The organism is Alloyangia pacifica, from assembly GCF_900116195.1.
Classification (GTDB): Bacteria; Pseudomonadota; Alphaproteobacteria; order Rhodobacterales; family Rhodobacteraceae; genus Salipiger; species Salipiger pacificus.
On record NZ_FOZW01000001.1, the window covers coordinates 411733 to 430196 of the forward strand.

At 66.8% G+C, this 18464-nt stretch carries 21 protein-coding genes; 16 read left to right on the plus strand and 5 right to left on the minus strand.

All coding sequences use genetic code 11. From position 1 onward, the window contains the following. Positions 1-16: 16 nt before the first annotated feature. Positions 17-379, minus strand: coding sequence for a 30S ribosomal protein S6 (rpsF, locus tag BM397_RS01985; RefSeq protein ID WP_092420916.1), 363 nt, complete (start codon positions 377-379; stop codon positions 17-19). Positions 380-695: 316 nt separating this feature from the next. Here rpsF and BM397_RS01990 point away from each other — a divergent pair, with 316 nt between their 5' ends. From BM397_RS01990 to BM397_RS02005, 4 genes are all read left to right on the plus strand, one after another. Further along, the gene (locus BM397_RS01990; protein ID WP_092420919.1) at positions 696-914 is read left to right on the plus strand and encodes a hypothetical protein; all 219 of its coding nucleotides are present in this window, start codon (positions 696-698) and stop codon (positions 912-914) included. Positions 915-1152: 238 nt separating this feature from the next. Next, entirely contained in the window at positions 1153-1725 is a 573-nt protein-coding gene (locus BM397_RS01995; RefSeq protein WP_092420922.1) for a YceI family protein, read from the plus strand. Between the two features lie 194 nt (positions 1726-1919). Next, positions 1920-2261 (plus strand): ArsR/SmtB family transcription factor, encoded by a 342-nt coding sequence (locus tag BM397_RS02000; protein ID WP_092420925.1) that lies wholly within the window; start codon positions 1920-1922, stop codon positions 2259-2261. Then, positions 2258-2725: an SRPBCC family protein gene (locus tag BM397_RS02005; protein ID WP_092420928.1), complete on the plus strand. Its 468-nt coding sequence runs from the start codon at positions 2258-2260 to the stop codon at positions 2723-2725. The genes BM397_RS02000 and BM397_RS02005 overlap by 4 nt, the downstream gene beginning before the upstream one ends. Before the next feature lie 4 nt (positions 2726-2729). Here the strand turns inward: BM397_RS02005 and BM397_RS02010 are convergent, their stop codons facing one another. Genes BM397_RS02010 through BM397_RS02020 form a run of 3 tightly spaced genes read right to left on the minus strand, consistent with a single transcriptional unit; the run spans position 2730 to position 5374 of the window. Next, a complete protein-coding gene (locus tag BM397_RS02010) occupies positions 2730-3509 on the minus strand; it encodes a maleate cis-trans isomerase family protein (RefSeq protein WP_092420931.1) in 780 nt (259 codons plus the stop codon). Continuing rightward, the gene (locus tag BM397_RS02015; RefSeq protein WP_092422356.1) at positions 3506-4657 is read right to left on the minus strand and encodes a M24 family metallopeptidase; all 1152 of its coding nucleotides are present in this window, start codon (positions 4655-4657) and stop codon (positions 3506-3508) included. Before BM397_RS02015 ends, BM397_RS02010 begins: the two co-directional genes overlap by 4 nt. Positions 4658-4711: 54 nt before the next feature. Beyond that, positions 4712-5374 (minus strand): helix-turn-helix transcriptional regulator, encoded by a 663-nt coding sequence (locus BM397_RS02020; protein ID WP_092420934.1) that lies wholly within the window; start codon positions 5372-5374, stop codon positions 4712-4714. A 248-nt stretch (positions 5375-5622) separates the two neighbouring features. Here BM397_RS02020 and tatA point away from each other — a divergent pair, with 248 nt between their 5' ends. The 12 genes from tatA to xylB all read left to right on the plus strand — a co-directional run bounded on the left by tatA (position 5623) and on the right by xylB (position 17666). After that, positions 5623-5838, plus strand: a complete 216-nt coding sequence (gene tatA / locus BM397_RS02025) for a twin-arginine translocase TatA/TatE family subunit (RefSeq protein ID WP_092420936.1) — start codon at positions 5623-5625, stop codon at positions 5836-5838. A 4-nt stretch (positions 5839-5842) separates the two neighbouring features. Then, complete coding sequence (gene tatB, locus BM397_RS02030) at positions 5843-6325, plus strand: Sec-independent protein translocase protein TatB (RefSeq protein WP_092420939.1); 483 nt, start codon at positions 5843-5845, stop codon at positions 6323-6325. Beyond that, positions 6322-7251 carry a twin-arginine translocase subunit TatC gene (gene tatC, locus BM397_RS02035; protein ID WP_092420942.1) on the plus strand — a complete coding sequence of 310 codons (930 nt, stop codon included), beginning with the start codon at positions 6322-6324 and terminating at the stop codon, positions 7249-7251. Before tatB ends, tatC begins: the two co-directional genes overlap by 4 nt. Before the next feature lie 41 nt (positions 7252-7292). Next, on the plus strand, positions 7293-8090 hold the full coding sequence (locus tag BM397_RS02040; RefSeq protein WP_425425922.1) for an ATP-binding protein: 798 nt from the start codon (positions 7293-7295) through the stop codon (positions 8088-8090). A gap of 183 nt (positions 8091-8273) precedes the next feature. Continuing rightward, positions 8274-8957 (plus strand): HAD family hydrolase, encoded by a 684-nt coding sequence (locus BM397_RS02045; RefSeq protein WP_092420948.1) that lies wholly within the window; start codon positions 8274-8276, stop codon positions 8955-8957. A 2-nt stretch (positions 8958-8959) separates the two neighbouring features. After that, on the plus strand, positions 8960-9922 hold the full coding sequence (locus tag BM397_RS02050) for a sugar-binding transcriptional regulator (RefSeq protein ID WP_092420951.1): 963 nt from the start codon (positions 8960-8962) through the stop codon (positions 9920-9922). A gap of 131 nt (positions 9923-10053) precedes the next feature. Then, the gene (locus BM397_RS02055) at positions 10054-11370 is read left to right on the plus strand and encodes an ABC transporter substrate-binding protein (RefSeq protein WP_092420954.1); all 1317 of its coding nucleotides are present in this window, start codon (positions 10054-10056) and stop codon (positions 11368-11370) included. Positions 11371-11715: 345 nt separating this feature from the next. Continuing rightward, the gene (locus BM397_RS02060; protein WP_092420957.1) at positions 11716-12588 is read left to right on the plus strand and encodes a carbohydrate ABC transporter permease; all 873 of its coding nucleotides are present in this window, start codon (positions 11716-11718) and stop codon (positions 12586-12588) included. An 85-nt stretch (positions 12589-12673) separates the two neighbouring features. Further along, positions 12674-13504, plus strand: a complete 831-nt coding sequence (locus tag BM397_RS02065; protein WP_092420962.1) for a carbohydrate ABC transporter permease — start codon at positions 12674-12676, stop codon at positions 13502-13504. Positions 13505-13518: 14 nt separating this feature from the next. Next, positions 13519-14523, plus strand: coding sequence for an ABC transporter ATP-binding protein (locus BM397_RS02070; RefSeq protein WP_092420965.1), 1005 nt, complete (start codon positions 13519-13521; stop codon positions 14521-14523). Between the two features lie 208 nt (positions 14524-14731). Beyond that, complete coding sequence (locus tag BM397_RS02075) at positions 14732-16198, plus strand: mannitol dehydrogenase family protein (protein WP_092420968.1); 1467 nt, start codon at positions 14732-14734, stop codon at positions 16196-16198. Between the two features lie 4 nt (positions 16199-16202). Then, positions 16203-17666: a xylulokinase gene (gene xylB / locus BM397_RS02080; RefSeq protein ID WP_092420971.1), complete on the plus strand. Its 1464-nt coding sequence runs from the start codon at positions 16203-16205 to the stop codon at positions 17664-17666. A gap of 119 nt (positions 17667-17785) precedes the next feature. Here xylB and BM397_RS02085 read toward each other — a convergent pair whose 3' ends face one another. After that, positions 17786-18343 (minus strand): L,D-transpeptidase, encoded by a 558-nt coding sequence (locus tag BM397_RS02085; RefSeq protein WP_092420974.1) that lies wholly within the window; start codon positions 18341-18343, stop codon positions 17786-17788. Positions 18344-18464: the final 121 nt, after the last annotated feature.

Sequence of the window (18464 nt, forward strand, 5' to 3'; positions counted from 1 at the left end):
GCTCCTCTCGTTCAGATCAGTTGCGGGGACGGCGTTCGCCGCGGCCCTCGCGCTCGTCGCGCTTCTGCATCTGCACCGAGGGGCCCTCGGCGTGCTCTTCGACCTTGATGGTCAGGACGCGCATGACGTCGTCATGCAGGCGCATCAGACGCTCCATTTCCTGCACGGCCGATGCGGGTGCATCGGTCTTCAGGAAGGCGTAGTGGCCCTTGCGGTTCTTGTTGATCTTGTAGGCCATGGTCTTCACGCCCCAGTACTCGGATTCGACGACCTTGCCGCCGTTGTCCGAGAGGACGGTGCCGAAATGTTCGACGAGACCTTCAGCCTGCGCGTTGGACAGGTCCTGACGCGCAATGAAAACATGCTCATAAAGCGGCATGTGTGCTCCATTTCTATCGGGGCGCATTTCATAGGACAGGCGATCCACTCCGCACCTGCCCACGAGAGTCTGCGCGGTTCACATGATCTCGCGGAGGGATGGGGCTCTATACACGCTCTGGCCGGGGATACAAGCCGGTTGGCAGGTTTTCCGGCGTGATTAACCCGATCTTAGGTCTTGCGGCCGATGACTTGGAGGAAGGGCCGAAAATGGCCCGGGGGCTTTCCCGGGTTTGCCGCATTTCCGTCGTGATTTCGCGTCAGATGAGCGGCCAGTATAGTAAGACGAGTTAAGACGAGTTCGAGAGGTAAGCGCGATGTCCATGGGCGATTGGTACGGACCCGGGAATGAGGTCACTGGATACCTGTTGCGGGTGTTCGGACAGCTGATCGGCTTCGCGCTTTCGGTTGCGGCTTTTGCGCTCTGGCTTCAGCCCGCAGCGGGCGAGGGGCTGTCGCTCGGCCGTCTCGGGCTGTCGCTGGCGATGCTGCTGGGCGGCATGGCCGCGGTGTTCGGGTGCGCGGGCCGGCGATAGCAGCGGGGTCTCAGTCCGGCAGTGCGCTTCTGAAAGGGGCCCGGGCATCCGCCTCGGGCCCTTCTGCTTTTGGCGCCGAAGTACTGGCGCGGACAAGGTGTCTGCGCACCTGTGCACGAGGGCAGCACCGCAAGTGTTCGATTTTCAACAGACCCTGTTGAGGCAGGCCGAATTGCCGCGACGCGGCGAATGACGACATGGTGCGGCATCGAAACGCAACCCACCGGAGATATCCGACATGAAATCCCTTGCTCTCGCCGGCGCTGTTGCGCTCGCTCCGATCGCAGCCTTTGCCGCGCCCGAATCCTATGTTTTCGACGCGAGCCACACGCAGATCGTGTTTTCCTACAACCACCTCGGCTTCTCGACCGGCTACGGCATGTTCGGCGGCTTCGAAGGTGAAATCCAGTACGACGCCGAAGATCCGGCCGCGTCCAGCGTCACCACCTCCTGGGACGTGACCACCATGCTCACCGGCTGGGAAGGCCGCTATGAGCACTTCATGAGCGACGACTTCTTCGGCGCGTCGGACGACAAGACCGTCTCCTTCACCTCGAAGTCCATCGAAGTGACCGGCGACGACACCGGCCTGATCACCGGCGACCTGACCCTGAACGGCGTCACCAAGGAAGTCGTGCTGGACGCAGTTCTGACCCAGGCCGGCGACCACCCGATGGAAGGCAAGCCCTGGCTCGGCTTCCACGCCACGACCACGCTGATCCGCTCGGACTACAACCTTGGCATGTTCGCGCCCTACGTCAGCGACGAGGTCGAGGTGGAGATCTCGATCGAGGCGATGAAGGCCGAGTGACCCGTTTCAGCCCTGCCTCCACGGGGGCAGGGCGCGTTTGGTAACGAGTGACGCGTCAAGAGCAATACCAGTGCCCCCCGGAGCCCATGGCTTCGGGGGTTGGTTTTTCTGCGGTCCCTTAGTTCGGAAAACACTTAGGAGATAGGCTAAGTTTTTGCTTCGGCATTCCTAGGTGTCGGTTTATACTTAGCTAGATGGCTAAGTTTGAGTCCCAGCTTGATCTGCATTTCGCCGCGCTGGCAGATCCGACCCGGCGCGCGATCCTCGCGCGGCTTGCGCGGGGCAGGGCGAGTGTGAGCGAGCTGGCCGCGCCGCACGAGATGGCGCTGCCGTCCTTCATGGGGCACCTGAGGAAGCTGGAAGCGGCCGGCCTCGTGGTGACCACGAAGGAAGGCCGCGTGCGCCACTGCGAGCTGTCGCCGGAGGCCTTTGCGCCTGCGCAGGACTGGCTCGCCGACCAGCGGGCGATATGGGAGGGCCGGCTCGACCGGCTCGACGATTACGTGACACGGCTCATGAAGGAGAGAAAGACATGATCCTCGATCCAGACACCGACCTGTCCTTCACACGCAGCATCGCCGCGCCGCCCGAGCTGCTGTTCGAGTGCTGGACCACGCCCGAGCATATCCGGCATTTCTTCGTTCCGAAGCCGCACAAGGTCACCGCGTGCGAGATTGACCTGCGGGTCGGCGGGCGGTTCAACACGACCTTCGAGGTCGAGGGCGCCGAGATGCAGAACAACGGCGTCTGGCTCGAGGTTGTGCCGAACCGGCGGCTGGTGTTCACCGACGGCTATTCCGAGGGATGGAAGCCCGCGCCCGATCCCTTCATGACCGCCATCGTCGAGTTCGAGGACGACGGCAAGGGCGGCACCACCTACACCGCCACTGCGCGCCACCGCAGCGCCGAGGCGAAGAAGTCGCATGAGGCCATGGGGTTCTACGACGGCTGGGGCACCGTGGTCACGCAGCTCGAGGATTACGCCAAGACGCTGCTCTGACGCACTACTCGGCGGCGCGGGCCGCGCCGCCTGCGCGAAACAATCGCCCGGGGCCCTGTGCCCGCGTGCCGGCCAGCCGCGCGAGGTGCCAGGCGAGCACCGTGTTGCTGGCCAGGACCGGCAGGCCGGTCGCGGCCTCCAGCGCCTCGATCACCGGCAAGGTGCGCAGGTTGGTGCAGGACAGGAAAAGCGCATCGACGGGCGTGGAGCTTTCGGCCACGAGCCGCTGCCCCGCGTCGAAGATCGAGCCCGGTGCGATGCGGACCACCCGCGCCTCCTCCTCGATCATAAAGCTGCCGAAGGTTGGTGTCTCGATCCCTTCCTCGGCCAGAACCGCGCGCAGGCGGTCGGAGACCGGCGCGCTGTAGGGCGAGAGCAGGGCGAGCCGGCGCAGGCCCATCTCGGCGCAGGCGGCGATCAGCGCGGAAACCGGCTCGGTCACCTGCGGCACGTGGATGCCCTTGCGGATGCGCGCCGCGACCGCCGCCGCGCCGATCTGCGCGGTGCCGGAGGTGCAGCCGTAGCCCACCGCCGAGAGCCGCGCACCGCCGGGAAAGAGCGCCGCCGAAGCGGTCATGTAGCCCTCCATCGCCGCCAGAGTGTCCGGCGTGACCTCGGCGCCCGAGGGGATGCGGCTGACAAGAAGCTCCAGATCGGGCGGGAGCAGGCGGTGCAAGTCGGGCTCGATGCTCTCATCGGACTGCAGGACGATCAGGCCAACCTGCGCCGGGCGCTGCGTATCCAGCCTGTGCGGGAAGTGCAGCCCGCGGTCCCGGTCACTCATAGCGGCAACTCCGGCAGGTGGGTGGCAGGCTTGGTCAGCCAGTCCGCGCCGGTCTCGCGGATCACGATGTCTTCCTCGTGCACCAGCATCCGGCCGGGCGCGAGCGCGATCCCCGGCTCCAGCGTCAGCACCATGCCGGGCTCCAGCAGCGTGTCGTCGGCGGCGATAAGCGAGGGCGGCTCGGTCAGCTGCATGCCGAGCCCATGGCCCAGCCGTCCGACCTCGGAACCGCCGCAGATCGCCGCCATGGCGTGAAAGACATCGGCGGCGCGGGCACCGGGCTTCGCGGCGGCAAAACCCGCTTGTACCGCCTCGAGCAGCCGGGTGTGGGCGTCGTGAACCGCGGGGCCGGCGGGGCCGAGCGAAAAGTTCCGGTCGAAATCGCAGAAGTAACCGTCGAGCATCAGCCCGGTGTCGAGCATCAGCACGTCACCTGCCTGCAGCGGCGCGTCTGTGGCCGGAGAGATCACGTCGCCATAGCCGCCGGCACCGGCAGCCCCGGCGAGATAGGGCACCCAGTCCGCGCCCTCGTCGAGCGCCAGCATCTGGAAGCGGCGGAAGACCTGCGCCAGCGGCACGCCGGGGCGGGCGATCTCGGGCAGGCGGGCGAAAGCGCGCGTTCCGACGTCGCAGGCGGCGCGGATGCGGTCGATCTCGCCTTCGGACTTCACCATGCGCAGGGTGCGCATGATGCCGCCGTCGGGACCGAAGAGTCGGTCGTGCAGCCGGTGCTTCAGCGCCTCCCAATCGGCCAGCGGCATGCGCAGGTGGGTCTCGCCGCCGCTCGGCACGCCAATCCATTCGCCCGGAGGCACGGCCTCGGCCAGCGCTTCCGCCAGCAGGGTGATGCCGTCATCCTCGTAGTCCGGAGAGCTCCAGCTGCGGATGTCGCGGATCCAGCTCTGCGCCATGAGATGCGCGCCGATCGAGGGGATCACCGCCACAGGATCGCCCTCGGCGGGCACCACGAGGAACCAGGGCCGCGTTGGGCTCTCCCAGAAGCGCGTGAGGAACCCGGTGAAATAGCGCACCTCTGGCTCGGTGGTCAGCAGCAGCGCCGAGATGCCGGACATGGCCATGCGCGCCTGCGCCCGGGCCAGCCGGGCGCGGTATTCCGAGGGGCCGAAGCCGCGGGAAGGCGCGCGCATGTCCATGGGGCAGCGTGGCTTTCCGCGAGGCATCCGGTCAAGCGCGAAGCGCGGTCAGCCTTTCGCGGCGCGGAAATCTGCGAGGCTCTTGCCCGGTTCGTCGACGAAGAGCCCGGGCAGGGGCGTGACGCCGGTCACTTGCTCGATGCGGATGGTCTCGAAGCCGCGCGCGGTCTCGTTCCAGGTGATGCAGGTCCAGATGCGGCCCCAGTAATCCATGTGCAGCGGCCGCAGGTCCTGCGGCGCGGCGCGGTCCTTCAGCGTCACCCGCAGCTTTTGCCGGGCGCGGATGGCGGCTCGGAAATCGGGCATGAAGCGGAATCCCTCGGCGACCTCGCGGAAGGGGTAGGTGGCAAAGCCGAAGGCGCCGCCCGTGGTGCCATCCTCGGGCAGCAGCGCGTCGATCCGGGCCGAGAGCGCCTCGGCGGCCTCCGCCAGATCGGCCATGCCGCCCTGTCCGACAGCGGCCAGCCCGAGGTGCAGCGCCTCCAGTTCCAGCTCGCTCAGGTTCAGCGGCGGAAGGGTGAAGGCGGCGCGCGCGGTGTAGCCGCGCCCGCGTTCGCCCTCGATCGGCACGCCCGAGGCCGCGAGCGTGTCCATGTCGCGATAGATGGTCCGCACCGAGACGCCCAGTTCCGACGCCATCGCTTCGGCGGTGTGCAGGCTGCCGTCCTTGAGGCGGAGCATGAGGTTGGCGAGCCGGTCGGATTTCTTCATCTGCGGGCCTTCCGTGCGGGCGATTCGGTGCACTTGGATGGTGAGTCGCTGCATCCAACTGCCGGAATTTTGTCACCTGACAGAATACTGTCACAAAGCGAAAAGAAAACCCCGTGCCGGAGGTCGCGCGTCCGGCTTTGCGCCTTCCGCAGGGCCGCGAGAGCGCCTAGAACCCGGGAACAGATTTCGACGTGCCGCTTCGGGGACACCTCACGAGGGGTTGGGGCGGCCAAAGGGAGACTAAGGACATGCTCAACAACATCGGCCTTCCGGGCCTTCTTCTGATCGCCGTCGTGGTGCTGGTTCTGTTCGGCCGCGGCAAGATTTCCAACCTCATGGGTGAGGTCGGCAAGGGCATCACCGCCTTCAAGAAGGGCGTGAACGACGGCGCCAAGGAACTCGAGGACGAAAAAGCTGCCGAGGCCAAGGACGTGACCCCGGAAAGCGACAAAGACAAGGTCTGATCCCATGTTCGATCTTGGCTGGTCGGAACTCATGGTCATCGGGATCGTGGCGCTCATTGTCGTGGGCCCCAAGGATCTGCCGGTGCTGTTCCGCAATGTGGGTCGCTTCATGGGCAAGGCGCGCGGCATGGCGCGCGAGTTCAGCCGCGCGATGAACGACGCGGCGGACGAGGCGGGCGTGCGCGACGTGGCCAAGACGCTCAAGACGGCGACCAACCCGGTGAACTCGGCCATGGACGGGGTGCGCGATGCCGCCAAGTCGATGACCGACCCCACGCCCCCGAAGAAGACCGAGGGGCTGAAGGAAGATCCCGGTGCGCTCGACGCCGAGCGCGCGGCGAACAAGCAGAAGATCGAGGCCGGTGCCGCCCGTGCCGCCGCCGAGCGCCAGAAGCGCGAGGCGGAGGCCGCTGCGAAAAAGGCCGAGGACGCCGCCAAGAAGGCCGAAGAGCTGGAAGCGGCGCTGAAGAAAGACGGTGAGGCATGAGCCCTACGGACCATGACGATATCGACGACAGCTCGGCGCCGCTGATCGAGCACCTGGCGGAGCTGCGTACGCGGCTCATCCGCGCCGTGGCAGCCTTCATCGTGGGCATTGTGCTGGCCTTCACCGTGGCCGAGCCGATCCTGCAGTTCCTGCTCGGCCCGATCGAGGAGACGCTGCGCGCGCTTGGCGATCCGTCGCCGACCATGCAGTACACCTCGCCGCAGGAATATCTGTTCACGCTGTTCCGCATCTCGATGGTCTTCGGCTTCGGCCTGGCCTTCCCGGTGATCTCTTTCCAGCTCTGGCGCTTCGTCGCGCCGGGGCTCTACAAGTCCGAGAAGAACGCCTTCCTGCCGTTCATGATCGCCTCGCCGATCATGTTCCTGCTGGGCGCCAGCTTTGCGCATTTCGTGGTGACACCGCTGGCGATGCAGTTCTTCCTCGGCTTTGCCGACGTCAGCTCGATCTTTGCGGACTTGCTGCAGCGGGCCACTGACGGCATGCCGTCGGACCTGCCGGTGGACACGGCGGTGGTGCCCGAAACCACCGAGGGCATGAAGATCACCTTCTTCGGCAAGGTAAACGAGAGCCTCGACATCACGCTCAAGTTCATCGTCGCCTTCGGACTGTGCTTCCAGCTGCCGGTGCTGCTGACCCTGATGGGCAAGGCCGGACTGGTCTCGGCCGAGGGCCTGTCGTCGGTGCGCAAATATGCGGTGGTGGCAATCCTGGTGCTGGCCGCGCTGGTCACGCCCCCGGATGTGACCACGCAGGCGATCCTCTTCGTGGTGGTCTACGGCCTCTACGAGGTCTCGATCTTCCTGGTGCGCATCGTCGAGCGCAAGCGCGAGAAAGAACTGCGCGCCCAGGGCCTTTGGTTCGAGGATGAAGACGATGACGAGGGTCAGGAGGACCGCACCCCGTGACGAGTAAAGCGTTGAAACGCATCGCGGAGGCGCTGGAGCGAATGGCTCCGGCGCCTCTTGCCGCCCCGGAGTTCGGCGCGGCGGATGCCTTTGTCTGGCACACCGAACCGGACCGGCTGGAGCCGGTGCCACAGGTGAACCGGATCGACCTGAAGCTGCTGGTGGGCATCGACCGCTCGCGCGATACGCTGCTGTCGAACACCCTGCAATTCGCCCGCGGGTTGCCCGCCAACAACGCCCTTCTCTGGGGCGCGCGCGGCATGGGGAAATCGAGCATCGTCAAGGCAGTGCACGCCGAGGTTCGCACGCAGGGGCAGGATCTCAAACTGGTCGAGCTGCAGCGCGAGGACCTGCCGTCGGTGGGCCGGCTGCTGAACCTGCTGCGCGGAGCGCCGCACCGCTTCGTGCTGTTCTGCGACGACCTTTCGTTCAGCCATGACGACCAGCACTACAAGAGCCTCAAGGCGGTGCTCGACGGCGGCATCGAGGGGCGGCCCGAGAACGTGCTTTTCTACGCCACCTCGAACCGCCGGCACCTGATGCCGCGCGACATGATCGAGAACGAACGAAGCACCTCGATCAACCCCTCCGAGGCGGTCGAGGAGAAGGTCTCATTGTCCGACCGTTTCGGGCTCTGGCTCGGCTTCCACCCGTGTTCGCAGGACGAGTACCTAGCGATGATCCGCGGCTATTGCACCGAGCATGGTGTCGAGATCGACGACGAGACACTGTGGGCCGAGGCGATCGAGTGGCAGGCCACGCGCGGTGCCCGCTCGGGCCGGGTGGCCTGGCAGTATTTCCTCGATCTCGCGGGCCGCAAGGGCGTGAAGGTCGGCTGAGGCCGGAATACGCGTATTTGTGGAACAATGAAGGGGCCGGTTCTGAAAGCCGGCCCTTTTCGCGTTTCTGGAGGGGACGCCGGCAGCCCGGTGCCTTCATTGTTCCTGCAAATACGCAAAGACCGGGGGTTGCAGCCGGGCGCAGCTTCGGGCGAGATGCGCCAGGACTGAGGGGGAGCAGGCATGACACAGCCGGTAGAGCTGGTGCTGTTCGATTTCGACGGCGTCGTTGTGGACAGCGAGATCATTTCGCTGCGCATGCTGGTGGCCGAACTGGCCGACAAGGGCGTTTCGGTCGACCTTCCCTATGTGGCCCGGCATTTCCTCGGGCGCAGCTATCCGACGGTGATCGCACAGGTGCGCGAAGAATTCGGCATCGCGCTGCCCGAGGGGTTCGAGGCCGACTACCGGGCCCGCCTGCTCGCAGCCTTCGAGTCCGAGGGGCTGAAGGTCATGCCGCACCTGCGCGAGGTGCTCGAGACCCTCGCGGTGCCCTATTGCCTTGCCACCAGTTCGAGCCCTGGACGGGTGGTCTCCAGCCTGGCGCTGACCGGGCTGACAGAGGCCTTCGAGGGGCGCATCACCACCGCTTCGGAGGTGAAACGCGGCAAACCCGCGCCGGACTTGCCGCTGCGTGCGGCGGAAAAGGCTGGAGTGGCTCCCGAACGCTGCCTGCTGATCGAGGATTCCCTCGCCGGCATCGGCGCGGGGCTGGCGGCGGGCATGTCGGTCTGGCAGTTCACCGGCGGCAGCCATCTGGCGGGGGGCGCCTTGCCGGAGGATCCGGAGGTGGTGCCGCACCGTCAATTTGCAAGTTTCGCGGAACTCCCGCATCTTGCCCCTGACCTTTTCATCACAGGCACGTGATCATGGCCCTGCGCACACTCGACGATGGCGACGCTTCTCCCCAGGACCTCGCGGCACGGGCCGCCTGGCTTTATTACGTCGGCGGCATGCGGCAGGACCAGATTGCCGAGGAACTCGGCATCTCGCGTCAGCGCGCGCAGCGGCTGGTGGCGCGGGCGGTGGCCGAGGGGCTGGTCAAGGTGCGCATCGACCACCCGATCGGCGAGTGTCTGGAACTCGAGCGCGGGCTGCGCCAGCGCTTCGGGCTGCTGCGCGCGCGGGTCGCGCCGCGGGCGGATTCGGGGCAGGACGCGCTGCGCGCCATCGCGCCCTTTGCCGCCGCCGAGATGGAGCGCATCTTCGCGCAGCAGACGCCGCAGCTGATCGCGCTCGGCACCGGGCGCACGCTGCGCGCGATGATCGACCAGATGCAGACGATCAACGCCGGCCATCACCGCATGGTCTCGCTAATCGGCAACGTGGCGCCCGATGGATCGGCGTCCTTCTACGAGGTGATCATGCGCATCGCCGACAAGACCGGCGCGCCGCACTACCCGATGTCCGTGCCGGTCATGGCGCGCGACGCCGAGGAATTCGCCACCTACCGCAGCCTGCCGCACGTGGTGAGCTCGCGCGCGCTGGCCAAGGAGGCGGATGTGACGGTGGTTGGAATCGGCCAGATGGCGGATGACGCGCCGCTCTACGTGGACGGGTTCATCACCGCCGAGGAGCTTTCAAGCCTGCGCGCGGCAGGGGCTGCGGGGGAGCTGGGCGGCCATGTCTTCGATTCCGAGGGGCGCTACCTGGAGCATCCTGTCAACGAATTCATGGTGGGCGTTCGAGTGCCGCAGAACGATAATCCGGTGATCTGCGTTGCCGGAGGTGTAAGCAAGATCAAAGCTTTGCGAGCCGCTCTTAAGGGCGGTTTGATCCAGGGGCTGATCACCGACGAGCTCACCGCCGCCGAAATCCTCAGCACTTCCTAAACATCTTGCGCTCAAAATGGGCTTGACTCGACTCGTGCCATTGGGTGAGCATTTGCCCATCACGCGGGCAGTTGCTCAGTCATAGGAGAGTGGCGGGTCTGTCCAGCGTCGGAATTCAGGGAGGATTTCTCATGTCAGTTACCATCCGCGCGCTCATGGGCGCGTGTGCGCTGGGTGCCCTTGGCACCGCGGCACTTGCAGAGACCACGATCACCGTTGCCACGGTGAACAACGGCGACATGATCCGCATGCAGGGTTTGATGGATGCCTTCAACGAGGCGCATCCCGACATCAAGGTCGAGTGGGTGACGCTGGAAGAGAACGTGTTGCGCCAGCGTGTGACCCAGGACGTGGCAACCAAGGGCGGCCAGTTCGACGTGATGACCATCGGCACCTACGAGGTTCCGATCTGGGGCGAGCGCGGCTGGCTGGTCAGCCTCGACGACCTGCCCGACAGCTATGACGCCGATGACATCCTGCCGGCGATCCGCGGCGGCCTGACGGTGGACGGCCACCTCTACGCCGCGCCGTTCTACGGCGAGAGCTCGATGGTCATGTACCGCAAGGACCTGATGGACGCCGCCGGGCTCGAGATGCCCGAGGCACCGACCTGGGACTTCATCAAGGAAGCCGCGGCGGCGATGACCGACAAGGACAACGAGGTCTACGGCATCTGTCTGCGCGGCAAGGCCGGCTGGGGCGAGAACATGGCCTTCCTGACCGCCATGTCCAACTCCTACGGCGCGCGCTGGTTCGACATGGATTGGAAGCCGCATTTCGACAGCGAGGCCTGGAAGGCGACGCTGACCGACTATCTTGACCTGATGAACAACTACGGCCCGCCGGGCGCCTCGTCGAACGGCTTCAACGAGAACCTCGCGCTGTTCCAGTCTGGCAAGTGCGGCATGTGGATCGACGCCACCGTCGCGGCCTCCTTCGTGACCAACGCCGAGGAATCCTCGGTCGCCGACCAGGTCGGTTTCGCGCTGGCGCCGGACAACGGGCTCGGCAAGCGCGGCAACTGGCTCTGGGCCTGGAACCTCGGCATCCCCGCCGGCACCCAGAAGGAAGACGCAGCCAAGGCCTTCGTCGAATGGGCGACCTCCAAGGAGTACCTCGCACTCGTGGCCGAGAAGGAGGGCTGGGCGAACGTGCCGCCGGGCACCCGCACCTCGCTCTACGAGAACCCCGAGTACCTCGAGGCCGCGCCCTTCGCGCAGATGACGCTCGACTCGATCAACGCGGCGGACCCGCAGAACCCGACGGTCGACGAGGTGCCCTACGTGGGTGTCCAGTTCGTCGCCATCCCGGAGTTCCAGGGGCTTGGCACGGCGGTCGGCCAGCAGTTCTCTGCCGCGCTTGCGGGGCAGGTGACGGCCGAACAGGCGCTGCAGTCGGCGCAGATGCTCACCGAGCGTGAGATGATGAAGGCCGGCTACATCAAGTAAGCCAGCCTCGGGCGCAAGCCACGGATCGTGCGGGCCCTCCGGGGATCGAAGGGGCCCGCCACCTCCAGGTCCGTTGGCGCACCCGGCCCGGCCGGCCCCGGCAGCGCGGCACAAGATCGCGAGCCGGGGCGGCGCGCCCCCCCGACCTCACCCGGGAGCGCCGGCCGGTCCGGGTTACCTGCTTCCGGGGCGAGGATCGCGGGCCCACCCTGCGAGACGCGTCCCGGAAGTGCTCATCCTGCGGAGGCCTCTACGTTTCGGCCGCGTCATGCCGCAGCTGCGCATCCCAGTTCCCGCCACGTTTCCAAGACACCTCAAGATCTTTCACGACCAGGGAGACCGGCCATGGCCACCAAAGCATCCCGTGCCGCCGCCCGGCTCATGATTTCGCCCGCGGTCCTGCTGCTGCTCGGCTGGATGATCGTGCCGCTGTCGATGACGCTCTACTTCTCGTTCCTGCGCTACAACCTGCTGATGCCGGGGATGGAAGAGTTCACCGGCTGGACCAACTACCGCTTCTTCCTGACCGATCCGGCCTTCACCGCCGCGCTGTGGAACACGCTTCTGCTGGTGGGCGGGGTGCTGCTGATCACCACCGTGGGCGGCACGCTGCTGGCGCTCTTGATGGACCAGCCGTTCTGGGGGCAGGGCATCGTGCGCATCCTGGTGATCGCGCCGTTCTTCGTCATGCCCACCGTCTCGGCGCTGGTCTGGAAGAACATGTTCATGAACCCGGTCAACGGGCTCTTTGCGCACCTGGCGAAGTTCTTCGGGCTGCAACCCTATGACTTTCTCGCGCAGGCGCCGCTCGGCTCGATCATCTTCATCGTCAGTTGGCAATGGCTACCCTTCGCCACGCTGATCCTGCTGACCGCGCTGCAATCGCTGGACCAGGAACAGCTCGAGGCCGCCGAGATGGACGGGGCCGGGCCGCTGTCGCGCTTCTTCTACATCATGGTGCCGCACCTGGCGCGCGCCATCACCGTGGTGATCCTGATCCAGACCATCTTCCTGCTGTCGGTCTTTGCCGAGATCCTGGTGACCACCAACGGCGGGCCGGGCGTGGCCTCGACCAACCTGACGTACCTCATCTACATGCAGTCGCTGCTGCAGTTCGACGTGGGTGGCGGCTCGGCCGGGGGCGTGGTGGCGATCATCCTCGCCAATATCGTGGCGATCTTCCTGATGCGGATGATCGGCAAGAACCTGGAGGCCTGAGCGATGTCTGCAAGTGCAAAGCGTGTCGCGGCCACTGTCGCCAAGGCCCCGCGAATTATCAACAAACTGTCTGGGAGGGGCTGACATGGCACGCAGAGTGACAAACCGGCGCAAGGCCGTGGTGACCGTGCTGGCCTGGCTCGTGGGACTGGCGATCTTCTTCCCGATCCTCTGGATCGTCATCCTGTCGTTCAAATCTGAGGGCGACGCGATCAAGACGCCCTTCGAGGTGCTGGGCTCGGCCTGGACCTTCGAGAGCTACGCCACGGTACAGGAGCGGTCGAACTACTTCCGGCACTTCTGGAACTCGGTGGTGATCTCGCTCGGCTCGACGCTGATCGGCCTCCTGATTGCCATCCCGGCGGCCTGGGCCATGGCCTTCGTGCCCGGCAAGCGGACCAAGGACGTGCTGATGTGGATGCTCAGCACCAAGATGCTGCCGCCGGTCGGTGTGCTGGTGCCGATCTATCTGATCTTCCGCAATCTCGGCCTGCTCGACACGCGGTTCGGTCTGGTCATCGTACTGACGCTAATCAACCTGCCGATCATCGTGTGGATGCTCTACACCTACTTCAAGGAGATCCCCGGCGAGATCCTCGAGGCCGCGCGCATGGACGGCGCCTCGCTGAAGAACGAGCTGATCCACGTGCTGACGCCCATGGCGGTGCCGGGGATCGCCTCGACCCTGCTGCTCAACATCATCCTGGCGTGGAACGAGGCCTTCTGGACGCTGAACCTGACGGCGGCCAAGGCGGCGCCTCTGACGGCCTTCATCGCCAGCTACTCGTCCCCCGAGGGCCTGTTCTACGCCAAGCTCTCGGCGGCCTCGACCATGGCCATCGCGCCGATCCTCATCATGGGCTGGTTCAGCCAGAAACAACTTGTCCGCGGCCTGACCTTCGGCGCGGTGAAATAAGATAGGAGCCAGACATGGGACGCATCACCCTCGACAAGGTGACCAAGAGCTTCGGCGAAGTGAACGTCATCCCGCCGCTGGATCTGACCATCAACGACGGCGAGTTCGTGGTCTTCGTCGGCCCCTCGGGCTGCGGCAAGTCCACGCTGTTGCGGCTGATTGCCGGCCTCGAGGACGTGACCTCGGGCCAGATCCGCATCGACGGCGAGGATGCCACCGACATGCCCCCGGCCAAGCGCGGGTTGGCCATGGTGTTCCAGAGCTACGCGCTCTACCCGCACATGTCGGTGCGCAAGAACATTGCCTTCCCGATGAAGATGGCGGGGATGCCGCAGGATGAGCAGAACCACCGCATCGAGGCGGCGGCGAAGTCGCTCAACCTGACCGACTACCTCGATCGGCGGCCCGGGCAGCTTTCGGGCGGCCAGCGCCAGCGGGTCGCGATCGGCCGCGCCATCGTGCGCGAGCCTTCGGCTTTCCTCTTTGACGAGCCGCTGTCGAACCTCGACGCGGCGCTGCGGGTGAACATGCGGCTGGAGATCTCCGAGCTGCACAACGCGCTGAAGACCACGATGATCTACGTCACGCACGATCAGGTCGAGGCGATGACCATGGCCGACAAGATCGTTGTGCTGCGCGCCGGAAACATCGAGCAGGTGGGCTCGCCGCTGGACCTCTACCACAGCCCGCAGAACGAGTTCGTCGCCGGGTTCATCGGCTCGCCGAAAATGAACCTCATTCGCGGGGCGGAGGCCGCCAAGCACGGCGTCGCGACCATCGGCATCCGGCCCGAACACCTTGCCGCCTCGACGGAGAGCGGGCTCTGGCAGGGCACCGTGGGCGTCGCCGAGCATCTCGGGTCCGACACCTTCCTGCACGTGCATGACCATGGGCTGGGCGAAGAGCCGCTGACCGTGCGGGTGGACGGCGAGATGCCGGTGCGCCACGGCGACCGCATCTTCCTGACCCCGGACGAGAGCAAGCTGCATCGCTTCGACAAGCAGGGGCTGCGGGCATGAGCGTGCGACCCAAGGGCAATTGCGGCCCGACCCGCGGGGCGATGCCTCGCGCGCATGGCCGCAGACGTCGCGGCGAGAATACTTCCGACCGCGCCAACGACCGTGCCAACGACCGGGCCCCGAAAGGGGCCGCATACATCGTCGCCCAAATCGGCGCCCAGCCGCCGAACGTCGGCGGCGGCCAGTAGATGACCTGATGGAGGCCCCCATGAAACTCCACACAGACGCGCTCGGCGCGCTCGAGTCCCGCATCGCCCGCCCGGGCTACGACCGCGCGTCCCTGACGCCGGGCATCGTGCACGTCGGCCTCGGCAACTTCCACCGCGCGCATCAGGCGGTCTACCTCGACGATCTCTTTGCCAAGGGGCTCGACCACGACTGGGCGATCTGCGGAGCGGGCGTGCGCGCGCCCGACGGCAGGATGCGCGAGGCGCTCGCGGCGCAGGACTACCTGTCGACGGTGATCGAGCTTGATCCCTCGGGCGCGCGGCCGCGCGTCATCGGCGCTATGGTGGATTTCGTCGAGGTCGATCCCGACAACGGCCCGCTGATCGCCCGCATGTCCGACGTGGCCACGCGGATCGTCTCGCTCACCGTGACCGAGGGCGGCTACTACGTCGATGCCACCACGGGCACCTTCGATCCGACCCACCCGGATATCGTCGCCGATGGGGCGTCGCCCGATACACCCAAGACTGTCTTCGGGGCCATCGTGGCCGCGCTCAAGACGCGCCGGGCCGCCGGGCTGCCTCCCTTTACCGTGATGAGCTGCGACAACATCCCCGGCAATGGCGCGGTCACGCGCGACGCGGTGGCGGGCACGGCGCGGCTGTCTGACCCTGACTTCGCGCAATGGATCGAGGCCAATGTCGCCTTTCCCAACTCGATGGTCGACCGCATCACCCCGGCGACGGGCGAGGGTGAGCGGGCGCTGGCCCGCGAGTTCGGTCTCGATGATCCGGTGCCGGTGACCTGCGAGCCGTTCCGGCAATGGGTGATGGAGGATAGCTTCCCGCAAGGCCGCCCGCGCCTCGAGGAGGTGGGGGTCACCTTCACCGATCACGTGCATGACTACGAGCGGATGAAGATCCGCATCCTCAACGGCGGCCATGCGATCATCGCCTACGCCGGTGCACTTCTTGGCTGCACTTTCGCCGATGACGCCATGGCGCATCCGCTGGTCAGCGCCTACCTGCGCAAGGTCGAGACCGAGGAAATCCTGCCCCACGTCCAGCCGGTGCCCGAGTTCACCCCGCCGGGATACCTGACGCTGATCGAGGGGCGTTTCGCCAATCCCGCGGTCAAAGACACCATTCGCCGGCTTTGCCTTGATGGCTCGAACCGCCAGCCGAAGTTCATCGTGCCTTCGATCGCCGACGGGCTGCGCAAGGGCACGTCGATCACCGGGCTGGCGCTGGAAAGCGCGCTCTGGTGCCGCTACTGCGCCGGCACCTTCGAGGACGGCACGGTGATCGAGCCGAACGATCCCAGCTGGGAGGCGCTCACCGCACTTGCGGCCGAGGCGCGCGAAACCCCTGCGGCCTGGCTCACCCAGCGCGCGGTCTACGGCGAGATCCAGGGCGATGCGCGCTTCGAAGAGAGTTTCGCGACATGGCTCGATATGATCTGGTCGCAGGGCGCGCAGCGCAGCATCGAAACCTATCTCAACGGCTGATCCCATGACCCACGGCGGCGCCTCCTACCTTGGCATCGATCTCGGAACCTCCGGGCTGCGGGCGCTGCTCTGCGACGAGGCTGGGGTGCCGGTCGCCAGCGCCGAGCGCCACTACGAGGCGCGCCACCCGCATCCCGGCTGGTCCGAGCAGGACCCGTCGGACTGGATCGCCGCGCTCGAAGGCGCGGTGGGCGAGCTGAAGGGGCATCCGGCCTGGTCGGGACTGCGCGGCATCGGCGTTGCCGGGCACATGCACGGCGCGGTGCTGCTCGGGGCGGATGACGCGGTGCTGCGGCCCTGCATCCTGTGGAACGACACCCGCTCGCACGCCGAGGCGGCGCGGCTCGACGCCATGCCGGAGTTCCGCGAGATCAGCGGCAATATCGTCTTTCCCGGCTTCACCGCGCCGAAGCTCGACTGGGTTCGCTCGCAGGAGCCCGAGGTTTTCGCGCAGGTTGCGAAAGTGCTGCTCCCGGCCGCCTATCTCAACCTCTACCTGACCGGCGATCACGTGGCCGATATGTCCGACAGTGCCGGCAGCGCTTGGTTCGACACCGGCGCGCGGGACTGGTCGGACGTGTTGCTGGAAGCGGGGCACATGTCGCGGGCGCAGATGCCGCGTCTGGTCGAGGGGTCGGAGGCCGCGGGTGTGCTGCGCGCCGGCCTCGCCGCGAACTGGGGGCTGTCGCAGGCGGTCACAGTGGCGGGCGGTGCCGGCGACAACGCCGCAGCGGCCTGCGGCACAGGCGCGCTGCACGAAGGCGAGGGCTTCGTCTCGCTCGGCACCTCTGGTGTACTGCTGGCAGCCCGCGACGGCTATCATCCGCTGCCCGGCAGCGCACTGCACACCTTCTGCCACGCGGTGCCGGGGCGTTGGTACCAGATGGGGGTGATGCTCTCCTGCACCGACAGCCTCAACTGGCTGGCACGCATCGCGGGGCTGCGCCCGGCCGAGTTGACCGCACCGCTCGGGGTCACTCTGCAGGAGCCTGGGCGGGTGCGCTTCCTGCCGTACCTGTCGGGTGAGCGCACGCCGCACAACGATGCCGCCATCCGCGGCGCCTTCACCGGCCTCGGAGCCGAGACCGGGCGCGACGACATGACTCGCGCTGTGCTCGAGGGCGTGGCTTTCGGTCTGCGCGACAGCGCCGAGGCGCTGCGCGGTGCCGGGGCGGAGCTCGGCCACCTCCTGGCGATCGGCGGCGGCAGCCGCTCGCGCTACTGGCTGCGGCTGATCGCGACGGTGCTGAACACACCGTTGCACCTGCCGGCCTCCGGCGAGTTCGGCGCGGCGCTCGGCGCGGCCCGGCTCGGCCTGCTCGCCGCCACCGGTGCGGCGCCCGAAGAGGTGATTACCGCGCCAGCCACCGCCGAGGTGATCGAGCCGGTGGCCGAAATGGTGGAGGCCTACGAGGCCGCCTACCAGCGCTTCGGTCCGGCCTACCGCGCGATCCGCGAGATCCAGTAGACGCTCGACGAAGCGGAAGCGCCCGTTCGTCGCGCGCTTCCACTTGTCAAAAATATCCCCGCCGGAGGCGCAGGAGGCCAGCCGGCGGGGCGGGGCATGAGACCGGCAGGCGCGCAGGCTCAGATGATGCGCACCTGCGTGCCGACCGGGCAGAGCTGGAACAGCTCGGCGATCTTTTCGTTGTAGAGCCCGATGCAGCCGTCGGACGAGGGGCGGCCGATCTTCCGCGTGTCGTGGGTGCCGTGGATGATGTAGGCAGGCCAGCTGAGGTACATGGCGTGGGTGCCGAGCGGGTTCTCGGGGCCGGGGCCGATAGGCTTCCAGTCCGGGTAGCGCTCCATCTGCGAGGCGGTCGGCGTCCAGGACGGACCGACCTTCTTGCGAACGATCGAGGTGTAGCCGCGCTTGGTCAGCTCCTCGGTGAGCGGCACCGAGGTGGGGTAGGCGCGGTAGTCGCTGCCATCGGAATTCCAGTAGTGCAGGGTGCGCGAGGCGGTGTCGGCGACGACAGTCGCCTTGCCGAGGGTGTCGAAATGGTCGCGCCAGTCCTGACGCACCCAGCTCGAGGCATTGCGGCGCGGCACCGACTGGGCGTGCAGCACGGCGGGGGTGGCCAGCAACGAGGTGGCGGCGAACGCGCCGCCAAGGGCGGCGCGGCGGGTGAGGGAAATGCTCATCAGGTCTCCTGTTCCGGCGGGGGTATGCCCCGTCCTTGCCCCCTGAGACCGCTCCGGGCTTAACCGGACCTTAAGCTTTCCCCTCACGCTACGTCGCCTCACGCGATTGCGATCTCGCGGC

What these genes read in the sequence shown, in the direction of transcription:
- BM397_RS02070 (WP_092420965.1), top strand. Translation starts at nt 13,519, where the DNA reads ATGGGACGCATCACCCTCGACAAGGTGACCAAGAGCTTCGGCGAAGTG.
- BM397_RS02065 (WP_092420962.1), top strand. Translation starts at nt 12,674, where the DNA reads ATGGCACGCAGAGTGACAAACCGGCGCAAGGCCGTGGTGACCGTGCTG.
- BM397_RS02020 (WP_092420934.1), bottom strand. Translation starts at nt 5,374, where the DNA reads ATGAAGAAATCCGACCGGCTCGCCAACCTCATGCTCCGCCTCAAGGAC.
- BM397_RS02075 (WP_092420968.1), top strand. Translation starts at nt 14,732, where the DNA reads ATGAAACTCCACACAGACGCGCTCGGCGCGCTCGAGTCCCGCATCGCC.
- BM397_RS02015 (WP_092422356.1), bottom strand. Translation starts at nt 4,657, where the DNA reads ATGCGCGCGCCTTCCCGCGGCTTCGGCCCCTCGGAATACCGCGCCCGG.
- tatA (WP_092420936.1), top strand. Translation starts at nt 5,623, where the DNA reads ATGCTCAACAACATCGGCCTTCCGGGCCTTCTTCTGATCGCCGTCGTG.
- BM397_RS02000 (WP_092420925.1), top strand. Translation starts at nt 1,920, where the DNA reads ATGGCTAAGTTTGAGTCCCAGCTTGATCTGCATTTCGCCGCGCTGGCA.
- BM397_RS02045 (WP_092420948.1), top strand. Translation starts at nt 8,274, where the DNA reads ATGACACAGCCGGTAGAGCTGGTGCTGTTCGATTTCGACGGCGTCGTT.
- xylB (WP_092420971.1), top strand. Translation starts at nt 16,203, where the DNA reads ATGACCCACGGCGGCGCCTCCTACCTTGGCATCGATCTCGGAACCTCC.
- BM397_RS01995 (WP_092420922.1), top strand. Translation starts at nt 1,153, where the DNA reads ATGAAATCCCTTGCTCTCGCCGGCGCTGTTGCGCTCGCTCCGATCGCA.
- BM397_RS02010 (WP_092420931.1), bottom strand. Translation starts at nt 3,509, where the DNA reads ATGAGTGACCGGGACCGCGGGCTGCACTTCCCGCACAGGCTGGATACG.
- BM397_RS02050 (WP_092420951.1), top strand. Translation starts at nt 8,960, where the DNA reads ATGGCCCTGCGCACACTCGACGATGGCGACGCTTCTCCCCAGGACCTC.
- tatB (WP_092420939.1), top strand. Translation starts at nt 5,843, where the DNA reads ATGTTCGATCTTGGCTGGTCGGAACTCATGGTCATCGGGATCGTGGCG.
- BM397_RS01990 (WP_092420919.1), top strand. Translation starts at nt 696, where the DNA reads ATGTCCATGGGCGATTGGTACGGACCCGGGAATGAGGTCACTGGATAC.
- BM397_RS02005 (WP_092420928.1), top strand. Translation starts at nt 2,258, where the DNA reads ATGATCCTCGATCCAGACACCGACCTGTCCTTCACACGCAGCATCGCC.
- BM397_RS02060 (WP_092420957.1), top strand. Translation starts at nt 11,716, where the DNA reads ATGGCCACCAAAGCATCCCGTGCCGCCGCCCGGCTCATGATTTCGCCC.
- BM397_RS02055 (WP_092420954.1), top strand. Translation starts at nt 10,054, where the DNA reads ATGTCAGTTACCATCCGCGCGCTCATGGGCGCGTGTGCGCTGGGTGCC.
- BM397_RS02040 (WP_425425922.1), top strand. Translation starts at nt 7,293, where the DNA reads ATGGCTCCGGCGCCTCTTGCCGCCCCGGAGTTCGGCGCGGCGGATGCC.
- tatC (WP_092420942.1), top strand. Translation starts at nt 6,322, where the DNA reads ATGAGCCCTACGGACCATGACGATATCGACGACAGCTCGGCGCCGCTG.
- BM397_RS02085 (WP_092420974.1), bottom strand. Translation starts at nt 18,343, where the DNA reads ATGAGCATTTCCCTCACCCGCCGCGCCGCCCTTGGCGGCGCGTTCGCC.
- rpsF (WP_092420916.1), bottom strand. Translation starts at nt 379, where the DNA reads ATGCCGCTTTATGAGCATGTTTTCATTGCGCGTCAGGACCTGTCCAAC.